The organism is Methanosarcina subterranea, assembly GCF_055385895.1.
Genome location: NZ_AP042426.1, coordinates 1,641,147 through 1,660,556 on the forward strand (window position 1 = coordinate 1,641,147; position 19,410 = coordinate 1,660,556).

22 protein-coding genes are annotated in these 19,410 nt (G+C 43.4%); 16 read left to right on the plus strand and 6 right to left on the minus strand.

Annotated features, from left to right (window positions below):
* Positions 1-642: 642 nt before the first annotated feature.
* The 15 genes from ACZ5A8_RS07230 to ACZ5A8_RS07300 all read left to right on the plus strand — a co-directional run bounded on the left by ACZ5A8_RS07230 (position 643) and on the right by ACZ5A8_RS07300 (position 12,065).
* Complete coding sequence (locus ACZ5A8_RS07230) at positions 643-825, plus strand: methytransferase partner Trm112 (RefSeq protein WP_229387168.1); 183 nt, start codon at positions 643-645, stop codon at positions 823-825.
* A 14-nt stretch (positions 826-839) separates the two neighbouring features.
* Positions 840-1,598, plus strand: coding sequence for a DUF7524 family protein (locus ACZ5A8_RS07235; RefSeq protein WP_464533058.1), 759 nt, complete (start codon positions 840-842; stop codon positions 1,596-1,598).
* Between the two features lie 402 nt (positions 1,599-2,000).
* On the plus strand, positions 2,001-3,605 hold the full coding sequence (gene pyrG / locus ACZ5A8_RS07240) for a glutamine hydrolyzing CTP synthase (RefSeq protein ID WP_464533060.1): 1,605 nt from the start codon (positions 2,001-2,003) through the stop codon (positions 3,603-3,605).
* Between the two features lie 246 nt (positions 3,606-3,851).
* Positions 3,852-4,001: a hypothetical protein gene (locus tag ACZ5A8_RS07245; protein WP_464533061.1), complete on the plus strand. Its 150-nt coding sequence runs from the start codon at positions 3,852-3,854 to the stop codon at positions 3,999-4,001.
* A gap of 475 nt (positions 4,002-4,476) precedes the next feature.
* Entirely contained in the window at positions 4,477-4,614 is a 138-nt protein-coding gene (locus ACZ5A8_RS07250; protein WP_229387174.1) for a hypothetical protein, read from the plus strand.
* 444 nt (positions 4,615-5,058) lie between these two features.
* Positions 5,059-5,643, plus strand: a complete 585-nt coding sequence (locus ACZ5A8_RS07255) for a DUF4013 domain-containing protein (RefSeq protein ID WP_464533063.1) — start codon at positions 5,059-5,061, stop codon at positions 5,641-5,643.
* A gap of 592 nt (positions 5,644-6,235) precedes the next feature.
* Complete coding sequence (locus tag ACZ5A8_RS07260; RefSeq protein ID WP_464533064.1) at positions 6,236-6,760, plus strand: outer membrane protein assembly factor BamB family protein; 525 nt, start codon at positions 6,236-6,238, stop codon at positions 6,758-6,760.
* Positions 6,761-7,176: 416 nt separating this feature from the next.
* Positions 7,177-7,554: an ATP-binding cassette domain-containing protein gene (locus ACZ5A8_RS07265; RefSeq protein WP_464533066.1), complete on the plus strand. Its 378-nt coding sequence runs from the start codon at positions 7,177-7,179 to the stop codon at positions 7,552-7,554.
* Between the two features lie 123 nt (positions 7,555-7,677).
* On the plus strand, positions 7,678-8,379 hold the full coding sequence (locus ACZ5A8_RS07270; protein ID WP_322225089.1) for an SAM-dependent methyltransferase: 702 nt from the start codon (positions 7,678-7,680) through the stop codon (positions 8,377-8,379).
* A gap of 610 nt (positions 8,380-8,989) precedes the next feature.
* Positions 8,990-9,121 (plus strand): hypothetical protein, encoded by a 132-nt coding sequence (locus tag ACZ5A8_RS07275; RefSeq protein WP_464533067.1) that lies wholly within the window; start codon positions 8,990-8,992, stop codon positions 9,119-9,121.
* Positions 9,122-9,124: 3 nt separating this feature from the next.
* Positions 9,125-9,430, plus strand: a complete 306-nt coding sequence (locus ACZ5A8_RS07280; protein WP_464533069.1) for an RNA polymerase sigma factor — start codon at positions 9,125-9,127, stop codon at positions 9,428-9,430.
* A 125-nt stretch (positions 9,431-9,555) separates the two neighbouring features.
* Positions 9,556-9,726, plus strand: a complete 171-nt coding sequence (locus ACZ5A8_RS07285) for a hypothetical protein (RefSeq protein WP_464533071.1) — start codon at positions 9,556-9,558, stop codon at positions 9,724-9,726.
* A 74-nt stretch (positions 9,727-9,800) separates the two neighbouring features.
* On the plus strand, positions 9,801-10,085 hold the full coding sequence (locus ACZ5A8_RS07290; RefSeq protein WP_464533072.1) for a DUF4368 domain-containing protein: 285 nt from the start codon (positions 9,801-9,803) through the stop codon (positions 10,083-10,085).
* A gap of 80 nt (positions 10,086-10,165) precedes the next feature.
* Positions 10,166-10,552: a hypothetical protein gene (locus ACZ5A8_RS07295; protein WP_464533074.1), complete on the plus strand. Its 387-nt coding sequence runs from the start codon at positions 10,166-10,168 to the stop codon at positions 10,550-10,552.
* A gap of 136 nt (positions 10,553-10,688) precedes the next feature.
* A complete protein-coding gene (locus ACZ5A8_RS07300) occupies positions 10,689-12,065 on the plus strand; it encodes an MATE family efflux transporter (RefSeq protein WP_464533075.1) in 1,377 nt (458 codons plus the stop codon).
* A gap of 280 nt (positions 12,066-12,345) precedes the next feature.
* Here ACZ5A8_RS07300 and truD read toward each other — a convergent pair whose 3' ends face one another.
* The 6 genes from truD to nifS form a co-directional block, all read right to left on the minus strand.
* A complete protein-coding gene (gene truD / locus ACZ5A8_RS07305; protein WP_464533076.1) occupies positions 12,346-13,662 on the minus strand; it encodes a tRNA pseudouridine(13) synthase TruD in 1,317 nt (438 codons plus the stop codon).
* Between the two features lie 183 nt (positions 13,663-13,845).
* Positions 13,846-15,087, minus strand: a complete 1,242-nt coding sequence (locus ACZ5A8_RS07310) for a transglutaminase-like domain-containing protein (protein ID WP_464533078.1) — start codon at positions 15,085-15,087, stop codon at positions 13,846-13,848.
* A 120-nt stretch (positions 15,088-15,207) separates the two neighbouring features.
* Positions 15,208-15,555: a peptidyl-tRNA hydrolase Pth2 gene (gene pth2 / locus ACZ5A8_RS07315; protein WP_322221238.1), complete on the minus strand. Its 348-nt coding sequence runs from the start codon at positions 15,553-15,555 to the stop codon at positions 15,208-15,210.
* A 236-nt stretch (positions 15,556-15,791) separates the two neighbouring features.
* Positions 15,792-16,808, minus strand: coding sequence for a tetrahydromethanopterin:alpha-L-glutamate ligase (gene mptN, locus ACZ5A8_RS07320; RefSeq protein WP_229387202.1), 1,017 nt, complete (start codon positions 16,806-16,808; stop codon positions 15,792-15,794).
* Between the two features lie 165 nt (positions 16,809-16,973).
* Positions 16,974-17,363 carry a Fe-S cluster assembly scaffold protein NifU gene (gene nifU, locus ACZ5A8_RS07325; RefSeq protein ID WP_322221243.1) on the minus strand — a complete coding sequence of 130 codons (390 nt, stop codon included), beginning with the start codon at positions 17,361-17,363 and terminating at the stop codon, positions 16,974-16,976.
* Positions 17,364-17,517: 154 nt separating this feature from the next.
* Positions 17,518-18,708: a cysteine desulfurase NifS gene (gene nifS / locus ACZ5A8_RS07330; RefSeq protein WP_229387206.1), complete on the minus strand. Its 1,191-nt coding sequence runs from the start codon at positions 18,706-18,708 to the stop codon at positions 17,518-17,520.
* 235 nt (positions 18,709-18,943) lie between these two features.
* On the opposite strand from nifS, the gene ACZ5A8_RS07335 reads away from it, so the two are divergent.
* Positions 18,944-19,405: a CidA/LrgA family protein gene (locus tag ACZ5A8_RS07335; protein ID WP_464533080.1), complete on the plus strand. Its 462-nt coding sequence runs from the start codon at positions 18,944-18,946 to the stop codon at positions 19,403-19,405.
* The last annotated feature ends 5 nt before the right edge of the window (positions 19,406-19,410 follow it).

The window sequence follows — 19,410 nt, forward strand, 5'->3', positions numbered from 1 at the left end:
CTTTTAAATACTTTTTTAAAAAAAATAATATGTTAATATATATTTAAAGTTAGTACTTCTGCTAGAAGTACTAAAAACTCAACTTACAAGCAGTCTGTAGAATGATAAGTTATCTGTAAGTACTTAGATCACATTAAATAGGAAGATAAATTGAAAAAAGAGCAACTGAACACAGTAAGTATTTGGCATATCGTAGATCAAAGAGTAAAGGCAAGAGAAGTCAGTGGTATTTATAAGTCCGAAGCAATCAATAGAATCTATATAAGTCAAAAGTAAGTTTATGTAATCTATAAATAGGTTAATGAACAGGAATTAAATCTATAAATAGGTTAATGAACAGGAATTATCAGAACAAATTGATGCCTGGAAAAATAAAAGTATCGGAAAATCGAATGACAGGGACGAGAAATACGAGATCTGCGAAAAAATGCGAGATCTGCAAATGATATAGGTAAATAATCCTGGCGAATATACGAGAATTAAATCATATACGAGAATTAAATCTAAATCTCAGGATAAGCTTTTCATGTCCGTGGATGAATGAAAGTAAGAAGCATGAGTATGAAAGTAGAACCTGAAATCTCCCTGCAAATGTAAAATTCTGTTTCCTCTATCGCAAAAGTGCTTTGATGGTGAATTTTTGTGAAAAAAGATCTTATGGATATTCTGGCCTGTCCTGTGTGTAAGGGCGACCTGATTTTGAACGTTGTTGAAGAAAATGAAGAAGAGGTCATATCCGGAACCCTTTACTGCCCTGCCTGTAAAGAGCATTATCCCATAGATGAGGGGATTCCGAATTTGCTTCCTCCAGACCTCAGGAACTGATGCGAGGGTTGAACTTGGAGCAAATATTCCAGAATGTTATCATTAACCGGCAGGAAATAAACTCTATTGAGTTTGAAAAAGAAAACATTGAGATTCCTCTTTATCCCGGCGGAGAGCAGACCTTTGAAATCCTTGTTACGAACTACGGGTCTCCAACCCATATTCACCTTTCCGTGAGCGAAGAATTAAAAGGTCAGATCACTTTTTTGCGGGACAATCCATATGTGCTCCAGAAAGAGTATGTTTCCGCAGTTGCAAGGATTTCGCAGGAAGGCAGGGTACTTACAAAGGGTCATATCTATATCACTGCAGGTTATGGCTCGAAGAAGAAAGGTTTTCCAGTCCAGCTCGGAAAGGTAGAGGCAAAGCCGCAGGAGCTCTCAAAGGTTGAAACCGCAAAATGGGAAGAGGACACCGAAGAGTTGAAACCATCAAGGCCTTCCGTATCAGAGCCTGTAAAAAAAGCTTCCCGTCCACGGACAGGAAGCGGAAGCGGATTTGGTGGGATTTCATCTTCTGTCCTCAGGAACTTTAAAGGAGGATTTCCATCAACGTCGGGAAAAAGGACCCGAAAAAGTACGGGACAGAACGAAAGGCTTCCTCTTGCCCTGGCTCTTGGAGGTTTTTTACTGCTTATATTCTTATTCTTCCTTTACTTCATCCTGCCAGCCGGACTCCAGTTCAGTGTCAGTTTTACTCAGGCTCTCCTATTCTCAATCCTGTTTGTGACCTGTACAACCTACATTCTGCTAAAAATTATGGAAGAAGGTTGAGCAAATCCGGGAAACCGGGCTCATATCCAATTTTGCAGTCCGGAAGACAGTCTTTTCTCGGCTAAAATAAGATTTTCAGGTAAATAAATTCTCAGTTAACCGGGTTCTCAGATAAGCTCGCTTATCTGAATTTCTTCCCTATTTTAATTCTTTACTGAGCTTGCCGGGTTCTTTTTTAGCTTTTTTGTAAGCGTGCTCTGGTTTCGGTTGCTATTTGAAATTATTTTTCCTGAAATTAGAGAGTAATTTTTATATCATGAAGATATTGGTATTGTGATCGTACGCAATAATTGGAATGAATAATCTGTATATGTTATCCATCTGATTGCTTTTTAGTCTAAAGTTCACAGGAATCTTTTGATTTAAAACCCTCTATTAAAAAATTACCTAGGAAGCTTACCCATGAAATATATAGTAGTTACCGGTGGGGTGATGAGCGGGCTTGGGAAAGGCATCACCATCGCATCTATCGGCAGGAACCTGAAAAACAAAGGTTATAAAGTTACGGCTATCAAGATCGACCCTTACATCAATATTGATGCAGGCACCATGAGCCCCTACCAGCACGGGGAAGTCTTTGTGCTCAGGGACGGAGGCGAAGTTGACCTGGATCTCGGAAATTACGAGAGGTTCCTTGACACGGAACTTACCAGAGACCACAACCTCACCACAGGCAAGGTTTACCAGGAAGTGATCGCCAAGGAAAGGAGAGGAGACTACCTTGGAAAGACCGTCCAGATCATTCCCCATATTACGAACGAGATCAAGAATAAAATAAGAAAGGTAGCAGCCAGGAGCGGAGCTGATGTCTGTCTTGTCGAGATCGGAGGGACTGTCGGAGACATTGAGAGCATGCCTTTCCTTGAGGCTGTCCGCCAGATGCACAGAGAAGAACCTTCCGAAAATATTGCCTTCATCCATGTGACCCTTGTAATGGAAGATCTGCAGGGCGAACAGAAGACCAAACCTTCGCAGCACTCTGTAAAAGAACTCCGGGCACTTGGTCTGAGCCCTGAAGTGATAGTTACAAGGTCAAAGACTCCTCTTCAGGAAAGCGCCAAGGAAAAAATCGCCTTATTCTGTGATGTGCCCCAGGAATTGGTTATAAGCGCTCATGATGCAGACGATATTTATGAAGTGCCTCTTGAGATTGAGGAGCAGGGACTGACCACCCAGCTTATGAAGCACCTGAAGCTAGAGTCCTGTATTGAGGACAATGGATGGAGGGAAATGGTTTCAAGGATGAGATCCACCACAGAAGAGGTCAAGCTGGCAATCGTAGGCAAATACACAAATCTCGAAGATTCTTACCTCAGTATCCTTGAGGCTGTCAAACATGGTGGAATCGACAACGCTTGCAGAGTTGATGTCAATATGGTCGAGGCAGAGACTCTGGAAGAAAACCCTGCAGAGATTGAGAAACTCATGCAGTTTGACGGCATCCTGATTCCTGGCGGGTTTGGAGGGCGTGGAACTGAAGGCAAGATGCTTGCAATCAAATTTGCCAGGGAAAACAATATCCCGTTCCTTGGGATCTGCCTGGGTATGCAGCTTGCGGTAATTGAGTTCGCAAGAGACGTGGCAAACCTCGAGAACGCAAATAGTACCGAGTTTGATGAAGACACTCCTTACCCGGTCATTGACATCCTTCCGGAGCAGACCGGAGTTGCTGATATGGGCGGCACCATGCGCCTTGGGGACTACGAAGCCATCCTTAAGGAAGGCTCTATTGCCACAAAGCTTTACGGAACCAATTATATTGTCGAGCGCCACCGCCACAGGTATGAAGTAAACCCTGAGTTTGTGGACAGGCTGGAGTCCTTTGGCATAGTCTTTTCAGGCAAAAACAAAAATAGAATGGAAATCGCCGAAATTCCTGGCAAACGCTTCTTCTTTGCCTCTCAGTTCCATCCGGAGTTCAGGTCAAGACCCGGCAGGCCGTCTCCCCCGTTCAAGGGCCTGATAAGGGCAATGTGCAAATACAAAAAGGAACGGGAAGGGCGATAATTCTGTCAGAGTGATGGAGGGAATTTTTTTCTCTTTAATCCTCTTTTCTGGCTCATTTTTACCCTTTATCGGGATTTCTAAAAAGCCAGTTTCTAACTTATTAACTAATACCCAAATCAAAGAGTTCCCCTTTCGCGGGAAACTGATAAATAGTTTTAAAAATGAAAATAATGGATTAATGTGATATCTGTTGAGGTACTGTATTGATGTGGTATCTGCACGGATATTCTAATTTCATTAAATTCTATGAAGGTATACACCATGGCAATGTCTAAAAAAGATATGGATAAGAAAAAGATCGCTAAGAAAGAAAAGATGGGAGAGCTGGAAAAACTGGCTTCCGCAGGCAGCAAGGACGCAAAGAAGAAGCTTGCAAAGGAAATGAAGAAAAAATAATCCTTTGACATCTTTCTCCTTTTTGTCTTATATTCGTCAGAGGGTCCGGGAATTTCTAAGCCCGGCCCCGGAAATTTCTTCACAATAGATGGTATAGTCTCTTTTTTTCCCTTCCTTTTCTTGCTGGAAATCGTTAGCTTGCAGGTAATAATAGTTAAATTAACTTTTTTTCTGACCTCTTTCATGTTCTCGTTAGAAGCTTTAAGCTCTCTAACTTAAAAGCTTTAAATTCTGAAGCTAGAAATGAAATGCATATTCCAGCATCATGTCTTTGAAGTCCAGCCTTTCAGGGTACTTCCTTATTCATCTTCTGCTTTTCTTATTTTGATTCTGCCGTATTTGCGTTTTTCCTCTGGTCGAAACTATTAAATATTTTTGACACTTAAAGTATTTACTTGCAGTAGTATCTAATAGAGTTAAACTGCAGAGGTATTATGGAGAGATTGTGTAAGCAATCTCGCTGAAGGTTCGTCATATGGTAATGGCTAAGAAAGATATGGAACAGATTTCTAATTCCAGAGCTCGTAAAGAAACGGAAAAACTGCAAAAGAAAGCTTCCTCAGGCGATAAACAAGCAAAGAAAATGCTCGAGAAAGATAAAAAGAAAAAATGACCAGGTAAGTTTTTCCATTCGATAAATATATGAGAAAATCCGGAGGGGTTAGAAAAAAACCTTATCTGAAAGTTTTCCATTTCAAAATCAAATTTAGGCTATTTACAAATATGTGTCTATAAGCACATGTTTATGAACAGACATGAACCTGCATCTCATTTAAACTGATAATATTCTTTCATTTTTATTTTTTACTTGCTAATTCAGGCTTCTAATGGTGGCGCTTTCAGGTTAAATGGGCTCTATTTCCTGTATGAAAAACATGTTTCCTGCGTGTCATTTACTATAATTTCCTGATTGTCACTTACTATAATTCCCTGCGTGTCACTTACCAGATTTATTTTTCAGGGGCATTATCTTTACAAATTTATTCGTCAAAAATCTCAGATTTCTTTGAACTTAATTTTACAAAGTTTTATATACTTAATAAATAGGATTATTCTGGTGATTATTATAGAAACTATAAGTTTTTCAGAAGCTTTCAAATATCCCTTTAAAGTGCCGCAAAGGCTTCTTTACATTCTCCTGTTATTTATTCCAATTATAGGGTGGCTTGCGCTCTTCGGCTATGCTGTAAGGCTTGTTAACGAATTTATTGAGGGCAGGTATGAGGGGCTCATCAAACTCGACTTTATGGAGGACCTGAAACTTGGGTTCATGGTTTTTCTGAAGGCTCTTCCTTTCTACATCGGGTATATGGTTATACTCTCTGCTGCAATGTATGTCAATGAAACCCTGGGGAGCATTCTCAACCTGGTGTTGGGGTTCTTTGTGATCCCTATGCTTGCAGTTAATTTTTTCAGGAAACAGACCGTTGAGTCTTTCTTTGAGTTTGATGTCCTGAATGTTGTCAGGGATAATCTTGGAGAATATATCGTTACAGTACTGAAACAGTATGCTCTTGTTATTATCTTTTTGATCCTCTCAATTGTGCTTGTGGGCATACCTGCAATGTTCTTCACAAATTCGATATTTGTTGCAAACATGTACGGAAGGTTAGTGGAAAAGAGAGCGGGCTCCGGGCTGTAAAAACGATTAAAAGGATTTTATATAAATTTCTGGCCGGATTTTTCTGGTCTGAATATTTTTTCTTTAACCTGATACAGTTTTTTACGTTGATTCGTTTTTATCACTAGTTGTTGATTCCAAGGCATTAATAGAACCGTTTGCTGGGTTGAGTATGTAGGCAGTGTCACGAATTTGCTGTAAATTCAAAGTAAAGTTATTGTGTACTGTGGGGAAAATGGATCTTTTGATATGGAATTTTTGACTCAAAAACTTATTAAAATTTGTGATTTTACAGAAAAATCGGCACACTGCCCATATGTATCCTCTAATAAAAAATTCATTTACTCTCGCATTATTTTTAATTATTTCTTTATTTGCTTCTTGGCGATGATTTTAAAGAGGGATTAACCCCAGGCAATCCGGAAGGCTTGGTATACGTCACAAATTTTACCCTGAACTCTTCAATATATGTAGAAAGTGCAGAACTAACAGCCACAGTCAAAAGTGTTGTTCCCGGGCCGACAGACGAATTTCTAGATAAAGTATACATTAACGAAATAGATCTTGGGCCCTCAACAGCTATATCCCTGAAAACATTTCGGATTCCACTGCAGTGGATATTACAATTCCTGTTCACTCTACTCTTTTAAATTCCGGAGCCAATACCATAAAAATCAGTTCCGGGAGTAGTGCAAACGGCAGCAGTTACAATGACTTTGAATTTTACGACCTTACGCTCCATCTAAGCGAAGCCGAACCTGTAACACTGGCTCCACCTTTAAAAGTTGCCTGGACTTATGAATTGCCCTGGAAACTCAGGTCCGATATGCAGTCCTGGGTAAACCTTGTTGCGGACGGTGTCCTTTACCTTAGTGAAGGTGCCTTTGGAGAGAACGGTATTATAGCCGTGGATGCGGAAACAGGCGAACTACTCTGGAGTAAGGAACGGAGCGCTGACCTTGGGTATAAAGATGGGGTTTTGTTTGCTGTGCACTATCCGAATATTGATGCACTGGACGCAAAAACCGGTGAAATGTTATGGAGTAAAAAATATCTGGATGTCGTGTGGAGTCTGCTACCTTTTATTTTCCCCCGATTGCTATCGATGGAATGCTTCTTCTGCTGGCAGTACTTCTGAGAAAAAGCAATAATAAGTCCCTTGTCTTTGGCTCCTGGCTAATAGCTTTAGTAGGGGTTCTTTGTCTTTCTCTTAGAGCCCTGGACCCGTATACTACTGGTGTGGGGGTATTATGGTTATTGGCTGGTCTGACCTTCTGGTCCCTGCCTGTAATCCTTTTGTCTGGCATTGTGTTTCTTGTATCTGGGGTCCGGAAGAGGAGGAAATGAAAGAGAAATGGAAAAAAATATAGAATAGGAAAGCAAAATTAGAGTTTCTATTGATGGTGAATGATGTCCGATTTGTTTCCGGAGTGTGATTTTTTATCATCAGATATTTATATCAAGAGTTGATTTTATCCACTATTGTTTCTGCTTTCATTTTTTTGGTGCCCGAATAGTTCAATTTATCTGGTTCGGGGAAACGGTGAATAAACAATGGAAATTGAAATTAGAAACCTGTCAAAAGCGTACAGTTCGGAAAAATCCGTGCTTTCAGGAATCGATCTCGAGCTTCGGCCTCCTTCAATCGTAGGATTAATAGGGCCAAACGGGGCAGGGAAGACAACATTTATGAAAATTCTTGTCCGACAGCTCCTTGCGTCTACAGGGTCAATAACAATTGATGGAATGGATATAAGTAAAAATGAGAATTACCTTAAGAACTGGCTTGGGTACCTGCCCCAGGAGTTCGGACTTTATGAGGAGCTGACCGTATATCAGTTGCTGGATTATATGGCGCTTTTAAAAGGTCTCGGTCCCGAAAAAAAAGAGCGGATCGAAAGCTGCATCGAAAAAAACCGGGCTTTCCGATAAGCAGAATTCCGGAATAAAAACTCTTTCAGGGGGCAGAAGCAGGGTATAATTGAATTATGATTAAGAGATATAAGGCGAAAATTAGAAAGGAAGAATACCATGTATCCATTTACAGACCAGTTTATGTCCAATGATGAAAATGTTGAGTTCCTGAAAGCCACAATGATGGGACCAAACGCCATGCGGTTATCAGAGGAATTGTCGTCGCACCTGAACATCAATGAGAATATGCGAATCCTTGACCTCGGCTGCGGGTGTGGTCTTTCTACGCTGTTGTTGGCAAAAAAATATGGCGCGTCCATTTTCGCCGCCGACCTTTGGATTTCGCCAACTGAAAACTATGAGCGTTTTCAATCTATCGGAATTGATGATAAGGCCGTTCCGATTTCCGTAGACGCGACCAAAGGGTTGCCTTTCGCAAACGGATATTTTGACTTGTTGTTCACCGTGGACGCTTACCATTATTTCGGTGATACGGTAGAAATGCTCCCGTCGCTCATTCCTTTTGTGAAAAAGGGCGGCTATATCGCCGTGGCTATTCCCGGCATAAAATATGAATTTGGGGAAAATGTCCCTGATGAAATGAAGCCGTTTTGGAATGATGAGGTGGCAAGGACTATTCATTCTCTTGATTGGTGGAAAAACTTATGGGAAACAGAAAAAGGTATTGAAATTATTGACATTCGTGAAATGCTCTGCTGTAAACAGTCGTGGGATGAATGGCATACCAGCTATTGGCAAGGTATCGAGGAAGATATAAAGATGAGGGAAGCTGAAAACGGAAAGTATTATAATCTTATTCAAATGATTGCTAAAGTAATCTAACCTTAATAACCAAGACGCAGAAAATAAGCATATTGCGCAGTCAGCCTTAGCACCAATAGATGAAGTAACATCGGTCAAATTGGCTTGATGTGCCGGGATAAAAACAGAATAGGTAACATACCCACCGCCCCAACGAGAAATAAAAAAACCGTTGTTGCGGCGGCTGATTAGCTTTGCCTAAAACAGTATAGCGTAGCCTGACGGCGGTTTTGATAAACGAAAATCAAAGCCGCCGTTTTCCTTTTGAAAAATTGGATTGCGGAGGGTGTATTAAAGTCGCCCTTTTTTCAGGACACGGCGGTAACAAAGAGGTTGCCGCCATGTTCTGCTATGTCTATCGACAAAATAATCCTTATTTTGCACCATCAAAAAAAGCCCTTACCCGAAAGGGGCATACCATGCCTATCAATGTATCTACACACATTACACGATAGGAAATATTTACCTATCCTCTTGCGCCCGCCTGGATTGTGTCCAGTCGGGCGCATTTTTGCATTTGCCCTGTTTTTTTCAAAAACCACTCCGTGAGTTTTGCAAATTTGCAATGCTCACCGTAATAGTGGCGAAAGGGGAAAAGCCATCACCGCCCTTGCAGAGAGGGGGTGAGAATGTGACACCCTCAAGCCATGAGCGAAACAAGCAACACGCTTTTGACAGCTTTTGCAAAAAGGTACTCAAGAACGAAGCCCGCGACCACTACGACGAAATGAAACTGCAACGTGAACGTGAGGTATCCTTTTAGGAGTTGTCGGCGCAAGAAATGGAGCAGCTTTTTACAGTGGATAGATACTTTGCCACGGAACAGGTTTTCAATGTTTTAGGCCGCAAGGTAGTCGTCAATGACGAGCTTATCGCGGAAGCCCTGCGAACTCTGCCGGAGCGCAAACGCGATATTATCCTGCTGGCCTATTTCCTTGAAATGTCTGACCGGGAAATCGGGGAAATGCTGAACCTTTTACGCGCCACTGTCCAATATCAGCGGACAAGCACGTTGCGGCAACTAAAAAAGTATTTGGAGGAAAACGCGGATGAACAGCAAGACAGCAAATAATTTGCTTCCATATTTTCATTTGTTCCACCTACCGCAAAGACCGTACCTTATGCACAACTCACTCTATCCGCAACGTGACATTAGAAGAAATCGTTATACGCAACCTACGGGAAGCAATCGCGTATATGACGCAGTATGAGGATGATTTTATCCGTGAAGCTGCGGAAACCGACACGCGAGCGAGGGATAAAGCGTTAGCGCAGAAAAAGGATACCCTTGTGAAAGCGGAAAAACGGATTGCTGAGCTTGACATGATTTTCAAACGCATTTTGAGGACAACATTACGGGGAAGCTGACCGACGAGCGTTTCATAAAGCTATTCCGTGATTATGAGCTTGAACAGGACAATTTAAGGGCTACGTCTAAAATCTTGCGCGAAGAAGTCAAGCAGCAGGAAAAAAGCAAGTCCAATGTCAAGAGCTTCATTGCAACGGCGAAGAAGTATACCAACCTGACCGAGCTCGACGCAACCATATTGCGGGAGTTTATCGACAAAATCCTTGTGTCGAAAACTTCCGGCAAGCGGGGACGCGGAGCCGGTGACAAGGTACAGGAAATCGAAATCGTCTATAACTTCATCGGTGCGTTTGACTTTGGAAAAGCCATTGAGCAAGCCCAGAATAACCATGAAATAGCGAAAGTCGGCATAGCCTAATGTGCCATGCCGACAATCGCATTAAATGTTTTCTTAACTCACCGCCGCTAATCACGGCTGTTTTTTTATTTGCCGCGTCCTTGCCGATTTTATTAAGCTTTGTGTATTATGCTTATTATTTTAATTTCTATGCTTATGCTGAATTCGTGCTGCCTTTACTGTTATTTTTATTGCCTTCCCAGGTCTTTGTGCTGGGGCTTGCCCTGGCGGTCGGGAGAATCAATTCCAGACTGCTTTACCCTCTTTTGCCTCTTGTGCTGTTTCTGGGATTTTTTAATCCGAGGTTTCCTGTATGGGTTGACATTTTCGGGAATAATTTTCTTTCGTGGCCCCTGCGCTGGTATCTGGGGGTCATGGAGGGTCCAATACCTTATACTTTGCCAGAAGACTTCCTCTACAGCAGACTGATTTTTTCATTTATGGGTGCCGCTCTGCTGGCACTCGCTTGCAGGAAGTCTAAAACTTGAGTTTCGCCGTCTCTTCCTATAGATCTTGTCCTGAATGCAAAGGCGGATTTATCAATTATATTTTTTAGCCGAAGAAGATCTTATATATTAGTTACCCTAATTAAATACCCCCTTTTTCGTTTATGGAGAGCAAAGTATGACAGATGAACGGGAAATGAGGTCTGCAAGTATCGGAAAGCTTTTCCTGAAATTCGTTCTCCCTGCAACTATCGGGCTAATTGTCGCTGGAATCCAGGGAGTTATTGACGGTTTCTTTGTCGGGAATGCTGTGGGTAGCCAGGGGCTTGCAGGGATAACTCTTGCGTTTCCTGCACTTTTGGCCATAATTGCTGTAGGACAGATGATCGGGATCGGGACTTCAAGCCTTGTGGCCCTGGCCCTTGGCAGAGTTAATCGGCAGGAAGCCCTCAAGCTCATACATAATGCTTTTCCCCTGCTCCTGCTTGTGGGAATAGGGCTCACCACCATCGGGCTGGCCGTCTCGGATTCTTATCTCCGCCTTCTGGGAGCCTCTGGCCCGGTCTTTGACATGGCAAATAGTTACCTCAGAGTCATATTTTCAGGCTCGGTGCTTCTGATTCTGTCTATTGCTCTCGAACCTCTGGTACGAAATGATGGGAAACCAAGACTTGCTATGATATGTGTGGTTGCAAGTGTTCTCGTAAACCTGATTCTTGACTACATCTTTGTCATGCGAATGGAAATGGGGGTTACCGGGGCTGCAATAGCCACGGTTATTGCTTTCTCTCTTTCCGGAATTCTGCTAGCTCTGTATTTTTTCAGCGGATGGGCCGGGCTGAGGCTAAAACCCCGGTCCCTCTCTCTGGAGTCGGGAATAATTCTCAGAATTATGAAAGCAGGCTTTCCTTCCTTTGCAATGCAGTTTTCAACATTCGTCCTGCTCTTTACGAACGAGTACATGCTGCTCAGTTACGGCTCGGAACTCGCAGTTTCAGGCTATGGAATTATAGGTTATGTCTTCTCGATTTTCTCCTTGATTTTTGAAGGAATAGCAGTTGGCACCCAGCCAATCATCGGTTTTAATTACGGAGCCCGTTGTTATTCCCGGGTTGCAGGGACCTTGAAGATAACTGTTATCTCCTGCCTCGTGACCGGATTGATTGGTTTCATGCTTCTCTCTATGTATCCGGAACAGCTTATCTTTATCTTCAACCGCGACAGCCCCGAGCTCCTGAAAATTACTCTTAACGGCATGGAGATTTTCATGTTTGCCCTCCTTGCCCATGGGACGGTTATGCTGGGTTCCGTATATTTCCAGTCGATAAACAAAGTCAGATACGCTCTTTTCATCCAGCTAGGAACAGTTTTTCTCTTCTTCCTTCCTCTGCTCTGGATTTTACCCCCCTTACTTGGCCTTAATGGAGTCTGGCTCGCAACCCCGGCTGCGGAATTCCTGATGTTCCTGGTCGTGCTGGGCTTGCTCTGGAAAGAGTTCGGTTTTCTCAAGAATGGAAAACCTGTAAGTGAGGAAGGCCAACTTCCCTGCTTCTGAGATTGTATTAACTTCCAACGATTAAACGGAGACTCGTGACCCCTGAAAATACTGCCGTCAGGACCCCCTGCATAAGGAATTTAAGGACCACTATGTCAAGGGGGCAAAAACTGCATTACCCTTTTCCGAGGCCATAATAACCCGCTATTTCCTTGTGAGCATTGCGAGCACAGGTTTTGGAAAAAAGACGGCTGCCCGGGATATAAAGAGTAGAGAGCGCCTTGAACAGTCCGTTTTTCCTGAGGACTGGTTTTCCTGCAGCCCGAATTGTTTCGAGTTCTCAGCTCATCTGCAGCGGGTCCACTTTCATATATTCTCGCAACACGGTTGTCGCATAGCTTCCCTTTGGCAGCATAAACTCCAGAACCGCCTTTGATTTTCCGGGGTTCAGCTCATCCTCTCCAACCTCAAACTTCGGTTCCACCTGCAGGAGGAGTTCCCTGCGGGTACCTTTTGAGCTCATTTCCGGAAACTCTTCTATATTAAAACCTTCAAGAGAGACTCCAAGTTCTTTAAGGACCTCACTTTCGATTTCTCCCGGTACTCCGGATGCAAATGCAGTCTTAAAGCCCGGAAGTGGGGCTGTAACGAAAGCACGGCCGAGCTTTATCAGGCGGTTCATCGCATTTACAGTTTCGGAGGTGACTTTCTCAGTTTTTGAGGAATCCGGAAGGCCGGCTTCGTTCCTGAAGCAGACGATATCTCCGTCCACTGCCTGATTTAACGGAATACCGCGTTCGATTCTGCGGCAGATGATTATGTTATATATGTAAGACTGGTATCCGTGTACGAACATCCTGTAAAGGTTCTGAGGAAGCACGCGGAAAGCTCCGGGATAATCTTCCGGATTTGCGATCAGGTGGTTCATCATTGCCCTTTCGTGACCCAGGCGGAGAGGATAGGTTTTGAGCCCTTCCTTATAGTCGCGGGTATCTTTTACAAACTGGCGGGCTGCTTTTGTCTCATCGGGCTCATCCGGGAAGGGTTCGGCGATATAAAGCATTGCAGCTTTTTCAAAATCCCCTTCAATGATGGCTTTTCCTACTATATGGGTGACAGGGCGGACAGAGCCGAAACGCTGGATCCCGAAGAAATTGGGGACGCCGCCCTGGATTAGGATTTCATCTGTTGTCTTTTTGAGCAGAGGTCGTGTCTCTTCGGGAGAACTCTCAATATCCCGGATTGTGATTATGAAATCATTTCCCCACAGGTCTCCAAGTTCCACAGACTTCCGTGAGCGTCCCAGCACTTTCATCTCTATGTCTTTTAAGTAAATTTTTTCAATTTGGGAGGCATCGGTATCAAATATGCTGATTTTCTGGGTGGTCAGCGCCCTTTTGTCTTTTGTGCCTGCAACGCTGATTCTTTTCTGGCTTACCTGCAAGATTTTTGCGAGAGTCCGGGTAAAATGATGTGTATCCCAATCTCGTTTTGTGAGTTCGAGAATGAGGTATTTTCCTTCCTTTCCTTCCTCCCGGTTTGTAACTTCTTTTACAATGAAATCCTCAATTTCCTGGCGGAGTTGCCCTCCAAGACCTTCTGTATCAGTAAAGTAAAGTTTTATTCCTATCTGTTTTTCAATCTCCGGAACTTCCATAGGTTGCAAACACTCCTTAAATAAATTAGTAAAATTTCTGGGTAAGATTTGTAGCTGGATTTTTTGACCAAGAATTAAAAGGATAAGATCTGCTGACTAATAGATTTACTGATTAGTAGTACAGATCAGCAGCTTCCAGGGAAGTGTTTTCTTCCCCTGTGTATACCGAGTTTAAAGTAGAACTTATTTAATTGCTCTGGTGCTGATGTCAATCACTTTTACCGTGCTTGTGTTTACGAATGTCCAGCTCCTGTAAGTTTCATTTTCTCCAACTGCCTGAACCTTTACCTGAGCTGTTTTCCCGGGAAGTCCGCCTGCGTAAAGACTGGAAGTCGGGTCCAGCATCAGCCAGGAACCGTATTCGTCGGTCAGGTAGTTTACATCAACATTTCCGTAATAAGCCCTTACTCCTTTAACTGCAGCTTCAGTTGAATCGTTTCCTTTGCCTATATAGGCAGCTGCGAAGGCATGGTTATCTGTCAGACAGACTCGAGTCGTACCTCCAACAGCTTCGAGCATGGATGAAAGAAGAATTGCCTGATCTTCACAGTCCCCTGCTCCTATCCTCAGGGTAACATTGGCTGGCTCCCATACATCATTGCCCCTCGGGTCACTTACGTACTCGATTTCCTCTTTTACCATGTCAAAGAGGGCACAGACCTGATAGATATTATAAGCTCCGGGATATGAGCGGGCTACCTGGGCTGCTCTGCCTCTTACATCGGGTTCGGCCGGTTCCACCAGTCGGTTTATTGTTTTAAAATAATAATCAGGATTGTACCTGTATTTTGGAGTATTTTTTTCGGGCATCGGCTTCAGGTCTGCAGTGAGCCCGTTCAGGAAATAGGGCTCATATTCATGCCATTTGGCTTCCGATGTCGATGCAAGAAGCCAGAGTACGATACTGAATCTGGCTTTTTCCTCTTCAGGCACCTGAACTGCAATTACTCCGAGACTCTGCTCTTCTCCCGGTGAAAGCAGCGCTCCACAGTCTTCGGAAAAGATCCGGTTTTCGGAGGCGTTAACCGAAACTCCGTACCTATCAATAAAGATTGGGTTCCGTCCTTCATTTTTTATACTGATTTTAAAATAACTTACCCCTCCCTGGAAAAACTCTGAAGTCTGATAATTACTGCTCAGAGAAAAACCAGGTTGCAGTGGAGTTCTCAGGATGGGAGTAAGTTCGCTTTTCGAAGTGGAATACGAAGGTATTGCCGGAAGAGTAAAAGAAGCCATATCAGGCATGAATACCTCTTCAGAGCTTTCAGTCTCCGCACCCAGCCCAAGATAATCTCTTAACTCATTCGTAAAATTGCCAATAGAATCCGAAAAAATAAATCCGGTAATCATAACCAGTACGAGGCATATAAATAAGACCGCAATCATCGAGGGTGCGTTTTTTTCTAAAACCTCTGAGTTATTCATTAATGCCCTCCTGAATCGAATGACAGGCAGAACTTTTTTCTGTCAATGAAAACATCTCTTCAGGTATCTTCTGATAACTTTTTTATAACGGGACAGTCCTTTTTATGGGCACACTGACAGTTAAACAAGTTTAAGGTCCCTTGTAACTTTATCTATAATCTCTTCTTTTGCCGGTCCGATTCCGAGCACCGTGACTGTCCCGGGAGGAATTTCCGTAAGTCCTGCATCCTGTATCATAGCTGTCGGAAGCCCTTCCCTTCTTGCTTTCTCCTTAAGCTCGTAAAGGTCCTTAAGAGTGGGGACTTTCAGGACAACTTTTTTTTGCCCTCCTTCCTTCCATTTTTCAAGGTCGCTTTTGCTTGCCCATTCAGCTGCAGAAAGGGCAGCGTGAGCCACCTGTACAGCAAATTTGCCTTTAGAAAGCTTCAGGTCATCCCGGGTAACTATACACTGTTTGTATTCGCTCATCTTTTGCCTCGGGCTTATTCAAAGACAGCCTATATCTTAAATGTTTTCTGTGCAGCCTTTTTGGATCGGATTTGAGTGTTAACCTCAGGATCTCTTGTAGCTTTTCTCAGACTGCTTCAGATATACGGCTGCTTTTACTGCTTTCACATATCTGATAGTTTACAGATTTGAGAATACCTCTATTAATAATCTTCCTAAAATATGTTATACTATCTCCAATAACATTTATAGTTAATTCATAAAATATTTTGCAAGTATTCCAGGATATGCTCGGCCGGATTTATTCCCCACGCATCAAAAATTCCTTTTCCTGAAGGCGTTCCATTTACTTCAAGTATTCGGGAGCTCTGTTTACCTTCATTGCTTTGACCTTTACCTTTCTTATTTTTGTTTTCGATAAAGCCTTCAGGCCCTTCTACACGTTCAGATCCTTCTATAATTTCAGTCCCTTCTATAATATCGATACCTGCAAATGTTGTGCCTATCGTAAGGGAAGCTTTTTCGGCAATTTCTTTCTGTTCATCGGTAAGTACACACCTATCTGAACTTCCTCCCTGACTCAGATTGTTCACCCAGGAACCTGCAGCGGCTTTTCGGTAAATTGCGCCTATGACTGTGTCTCCCACAACAAAAGCCCTTATATCCCTCCCGGGGTTTTCTATAAACTCCTGGATATACAGCATTCCCCTCTCTTCGAGCAGACTTTCGAGTGTCTCTTCCACAGGTACAGGCCCTGTTTTTTTATCTGAAAACCGGATTTCTCCTTCTTTTACCCTTGCTATATCTTTTCCCTTATAACCAAAAACAGGTTTTATGACGGCATCCCCGAATCTTGATATTACCTTTAAGGCTGCTTCTACACTCTGGACAGCTCTGGTTTCAGGCACCGGAATGCCGGCTTTTGCCAGAAGATAAGAAGCATGATACTTGTTTGCCGCATTCTGGATAGCTTCTGGAGAGTTAATAACTGGAATTCCCTGTGCTTCCAGTTCCCGCAAGATATCAAACCTGAAAGATACTCCTTCAAAAGCCCCTGCACCTGCATCTCTAACAATGAGTGCATCAAGGTCTGAGAGCAGGGTTTCCCCTGCCTTAAAAAGAGCTGCTGACTCAGAAGCTCCTGAACTTACACTGACCTCTGCTGCCCTGAGGTCAAGGACAAAAGGAGAAAACCCCTTTTCCTTCGCTGCCTTTATGAGTGCCCGGGCTGTCCAGTCTTCCGGGTCAGTAATCGCAATCCCTATTTTTTTCATAGGGTATGATCAGGTGTCATTATTATCAAGTTTACGATAAAGATATACGGAAGACTTGCAGAGGTTTCAGAATGTTGAACCTCCTGGGTAAGCCTCCTTAAGCCTCAAGCCTCAGGCATTTTTCAGTGAACGGCGATTTATGAAAACTTTATATGTTTTTTTCTTTCAGGTCTGCTCTTTCAGGGGTTCAAGTCCCTGCTTTTTGCGGTAATCATTAATCGCCCTATGGGTAGCCTGCCTGGAAACCACCGAGCACTCCAGTTTTCCCGGAGGTAGCCCCTCAAGTGCTTCGGCCACAGCTTCGTTTGTAAGCTCCCAGGCTTCTTCAAGGGTTTTGCCTTTTATCAGTTCGGTCGCCATGCTGCTGGATGCGATTGCCGCTGCACAGCCAAAAGTCTTGAATTTTACATCTTCAATTCTGTCGTCCCGGATTTTCAGAAAAATTTTCATCTGATCCCCATGAGGGTTTCCGGCTTCTCCAACCCCGTCTGCATCCTCTATTTCCCCCACGTTCCTAGGATTCATAAAATGATCCATCACTTTTTTATTATACACAGAATTCCCTCGCTTCTTAGATTGCTATCTGTTTATCAGGATTCTCAGCCTTCATCGGCTCTAAGTTTTCTCAGGATTTTCAGCTTCTGTCTACACTAATGCCCCTTCCGATTTTCAAGGTACTTACTTCCTAAGATAGGTATGTATTTTGTATTTATTTTTCACATACACTCGCTGGCTTGTAGAATGGAGATATAGCCCTCAATTTTCCAACGACCTCAGGCAGCACCTCGAGTACATAATCAATATCTTCTTCGGAATTTGCATCCCCAAGGGTCAGGCGCAGAGAACCCTGGGCTATTTCCGGTGGCACTCCTATTGCACTGAGCACATGTGAAGGGTCGAGAGAACCCGAAGAGCAGGCACTGCCTGTTGAACTGCAGATCCCCATCTGGTCAAGCATGAGCAGCAGGGACTCCCCTTCTATATACTCAAAGCTGAAGTTCAGGTTCCCGGAAAGTCGTTTTTCCGGATGCCCGTTTAGCCTGCAGCTGGGAATTTCAAGTATTCCTGCCATGAGCCTGTCTCTCATCTTCTTTATCTTTTTACTATGCTCCTCGATCTTCACAGTTGCAAGCTCTATTGCTTTTCCCATGCCTGCAATGCCTGCAACATTCTCTGTTCCAGCCCGCCTTCCCCTCTCCTGCGCTCCCCCGTGCATATAATTGTCAATTTCTGTCCCTTCTCTGATATAGAGGGCTCCTATCCCTTTTGGTCCATAGAACTTATGCGCGGAAAGGGAGAGCATATCCACATCCTTATCTTTCCCCTGCAGGTCAAGGGGGATATTGCCTATTGCCTGTACGGCATCGGTATGAAAAGGAATATCGTGCTCTCTGGCAACCTTACCTATCTCTGAAATGGGCTCTATAGTCCCCATTTCATTATTTGCGTACATGACCGAAATCAGGATGGTATCTTCTCTTATTGCGGCTTCCAGCTTTGCAGGGTCCACAAGCCCGTACGTGTCTACAGGCAGATAGGTTACGTCAAAGCCCTGCGTTTCCAGATACTCGCAGGGGTAAAGCACTGCATGGTGTTCGATTGGCGTGGTGATAATGTGTTTCCCTTTCTTTCGCCTGGTGAAAGCTGTTCCTTTGACAGCCCAGTTGTCAGACTCGGTCCCTCCTGAGGTAAAGTAAATTTCGTCGGGATCAGCGCCAAGAGCTTTTGCAAGCTTTTCCCTGGCGGTTTCCACAGCTTCCTTGCCTTCCCTGCCTATTGAGTACAGGGATGAAGGATTCCCGAAATGTTCTTTCAAAAAAGGCAGCATAGTCTCAACCACTTCAGGTTTTATGAAAGTGGTGGCTGCATGGTCCATGTATACGAATCGATTCTCTCCCATCAGAACACCCTAGGAAAATAGGAGTTTGCTCGATATGAATTTATTGTGTGCCCTTTAAGAACTTTCAGTTTGTACCTGGCTATTCGAAATATCCAGGCTTTGATTATCCCGGCTTTGATAACGGCTTGAGTACACTGTAAGTAATCTTCATCGTAAACAATTTTCCAGCATCCCGAAGGTATTTATAAGCCGGTTTCTTTAGTCCAGTTTCAATCAACAGGAGGAAAATGAGGTCTTGCTAAAGCAATTCTCAATTATTCTAAGTATATATTTTCTGGGTGAACTGTTTCAAAAGGCTCTCGAGCTACCTGTTCCAGGCAATATTCTGGGTATGTTAATCCTTTTTTTCGGTCTGCTTACGGGTGTAATCAAGCTCGAAATGATAGACCGGATAAGCGATTTCCTGCTCGATAACCTGGCATTTTTCTTCCTTCCCGCAGGTGTCAGCCTGATAACCTGCTTTGCCCTGCTTGAAGGAAAATGGACTGCAATCCTCGGGGTTTCCATTATCTCAACAGTAATAATCCTGGGTGTCACGGGGCTGACAGTAGAGTTTGTCAAAAAGGCCCTTCAAAGAAAGCTGATAGATACGGCTTTTTTAGATAAAGAGACCGGTAAAGGCGAGATAAATAAAAAAGAGATTCAGGTTCACGAAAGAATACAGGCGCATGAAAGAAATACGGAAAAGGTGAGCTGAAGTGC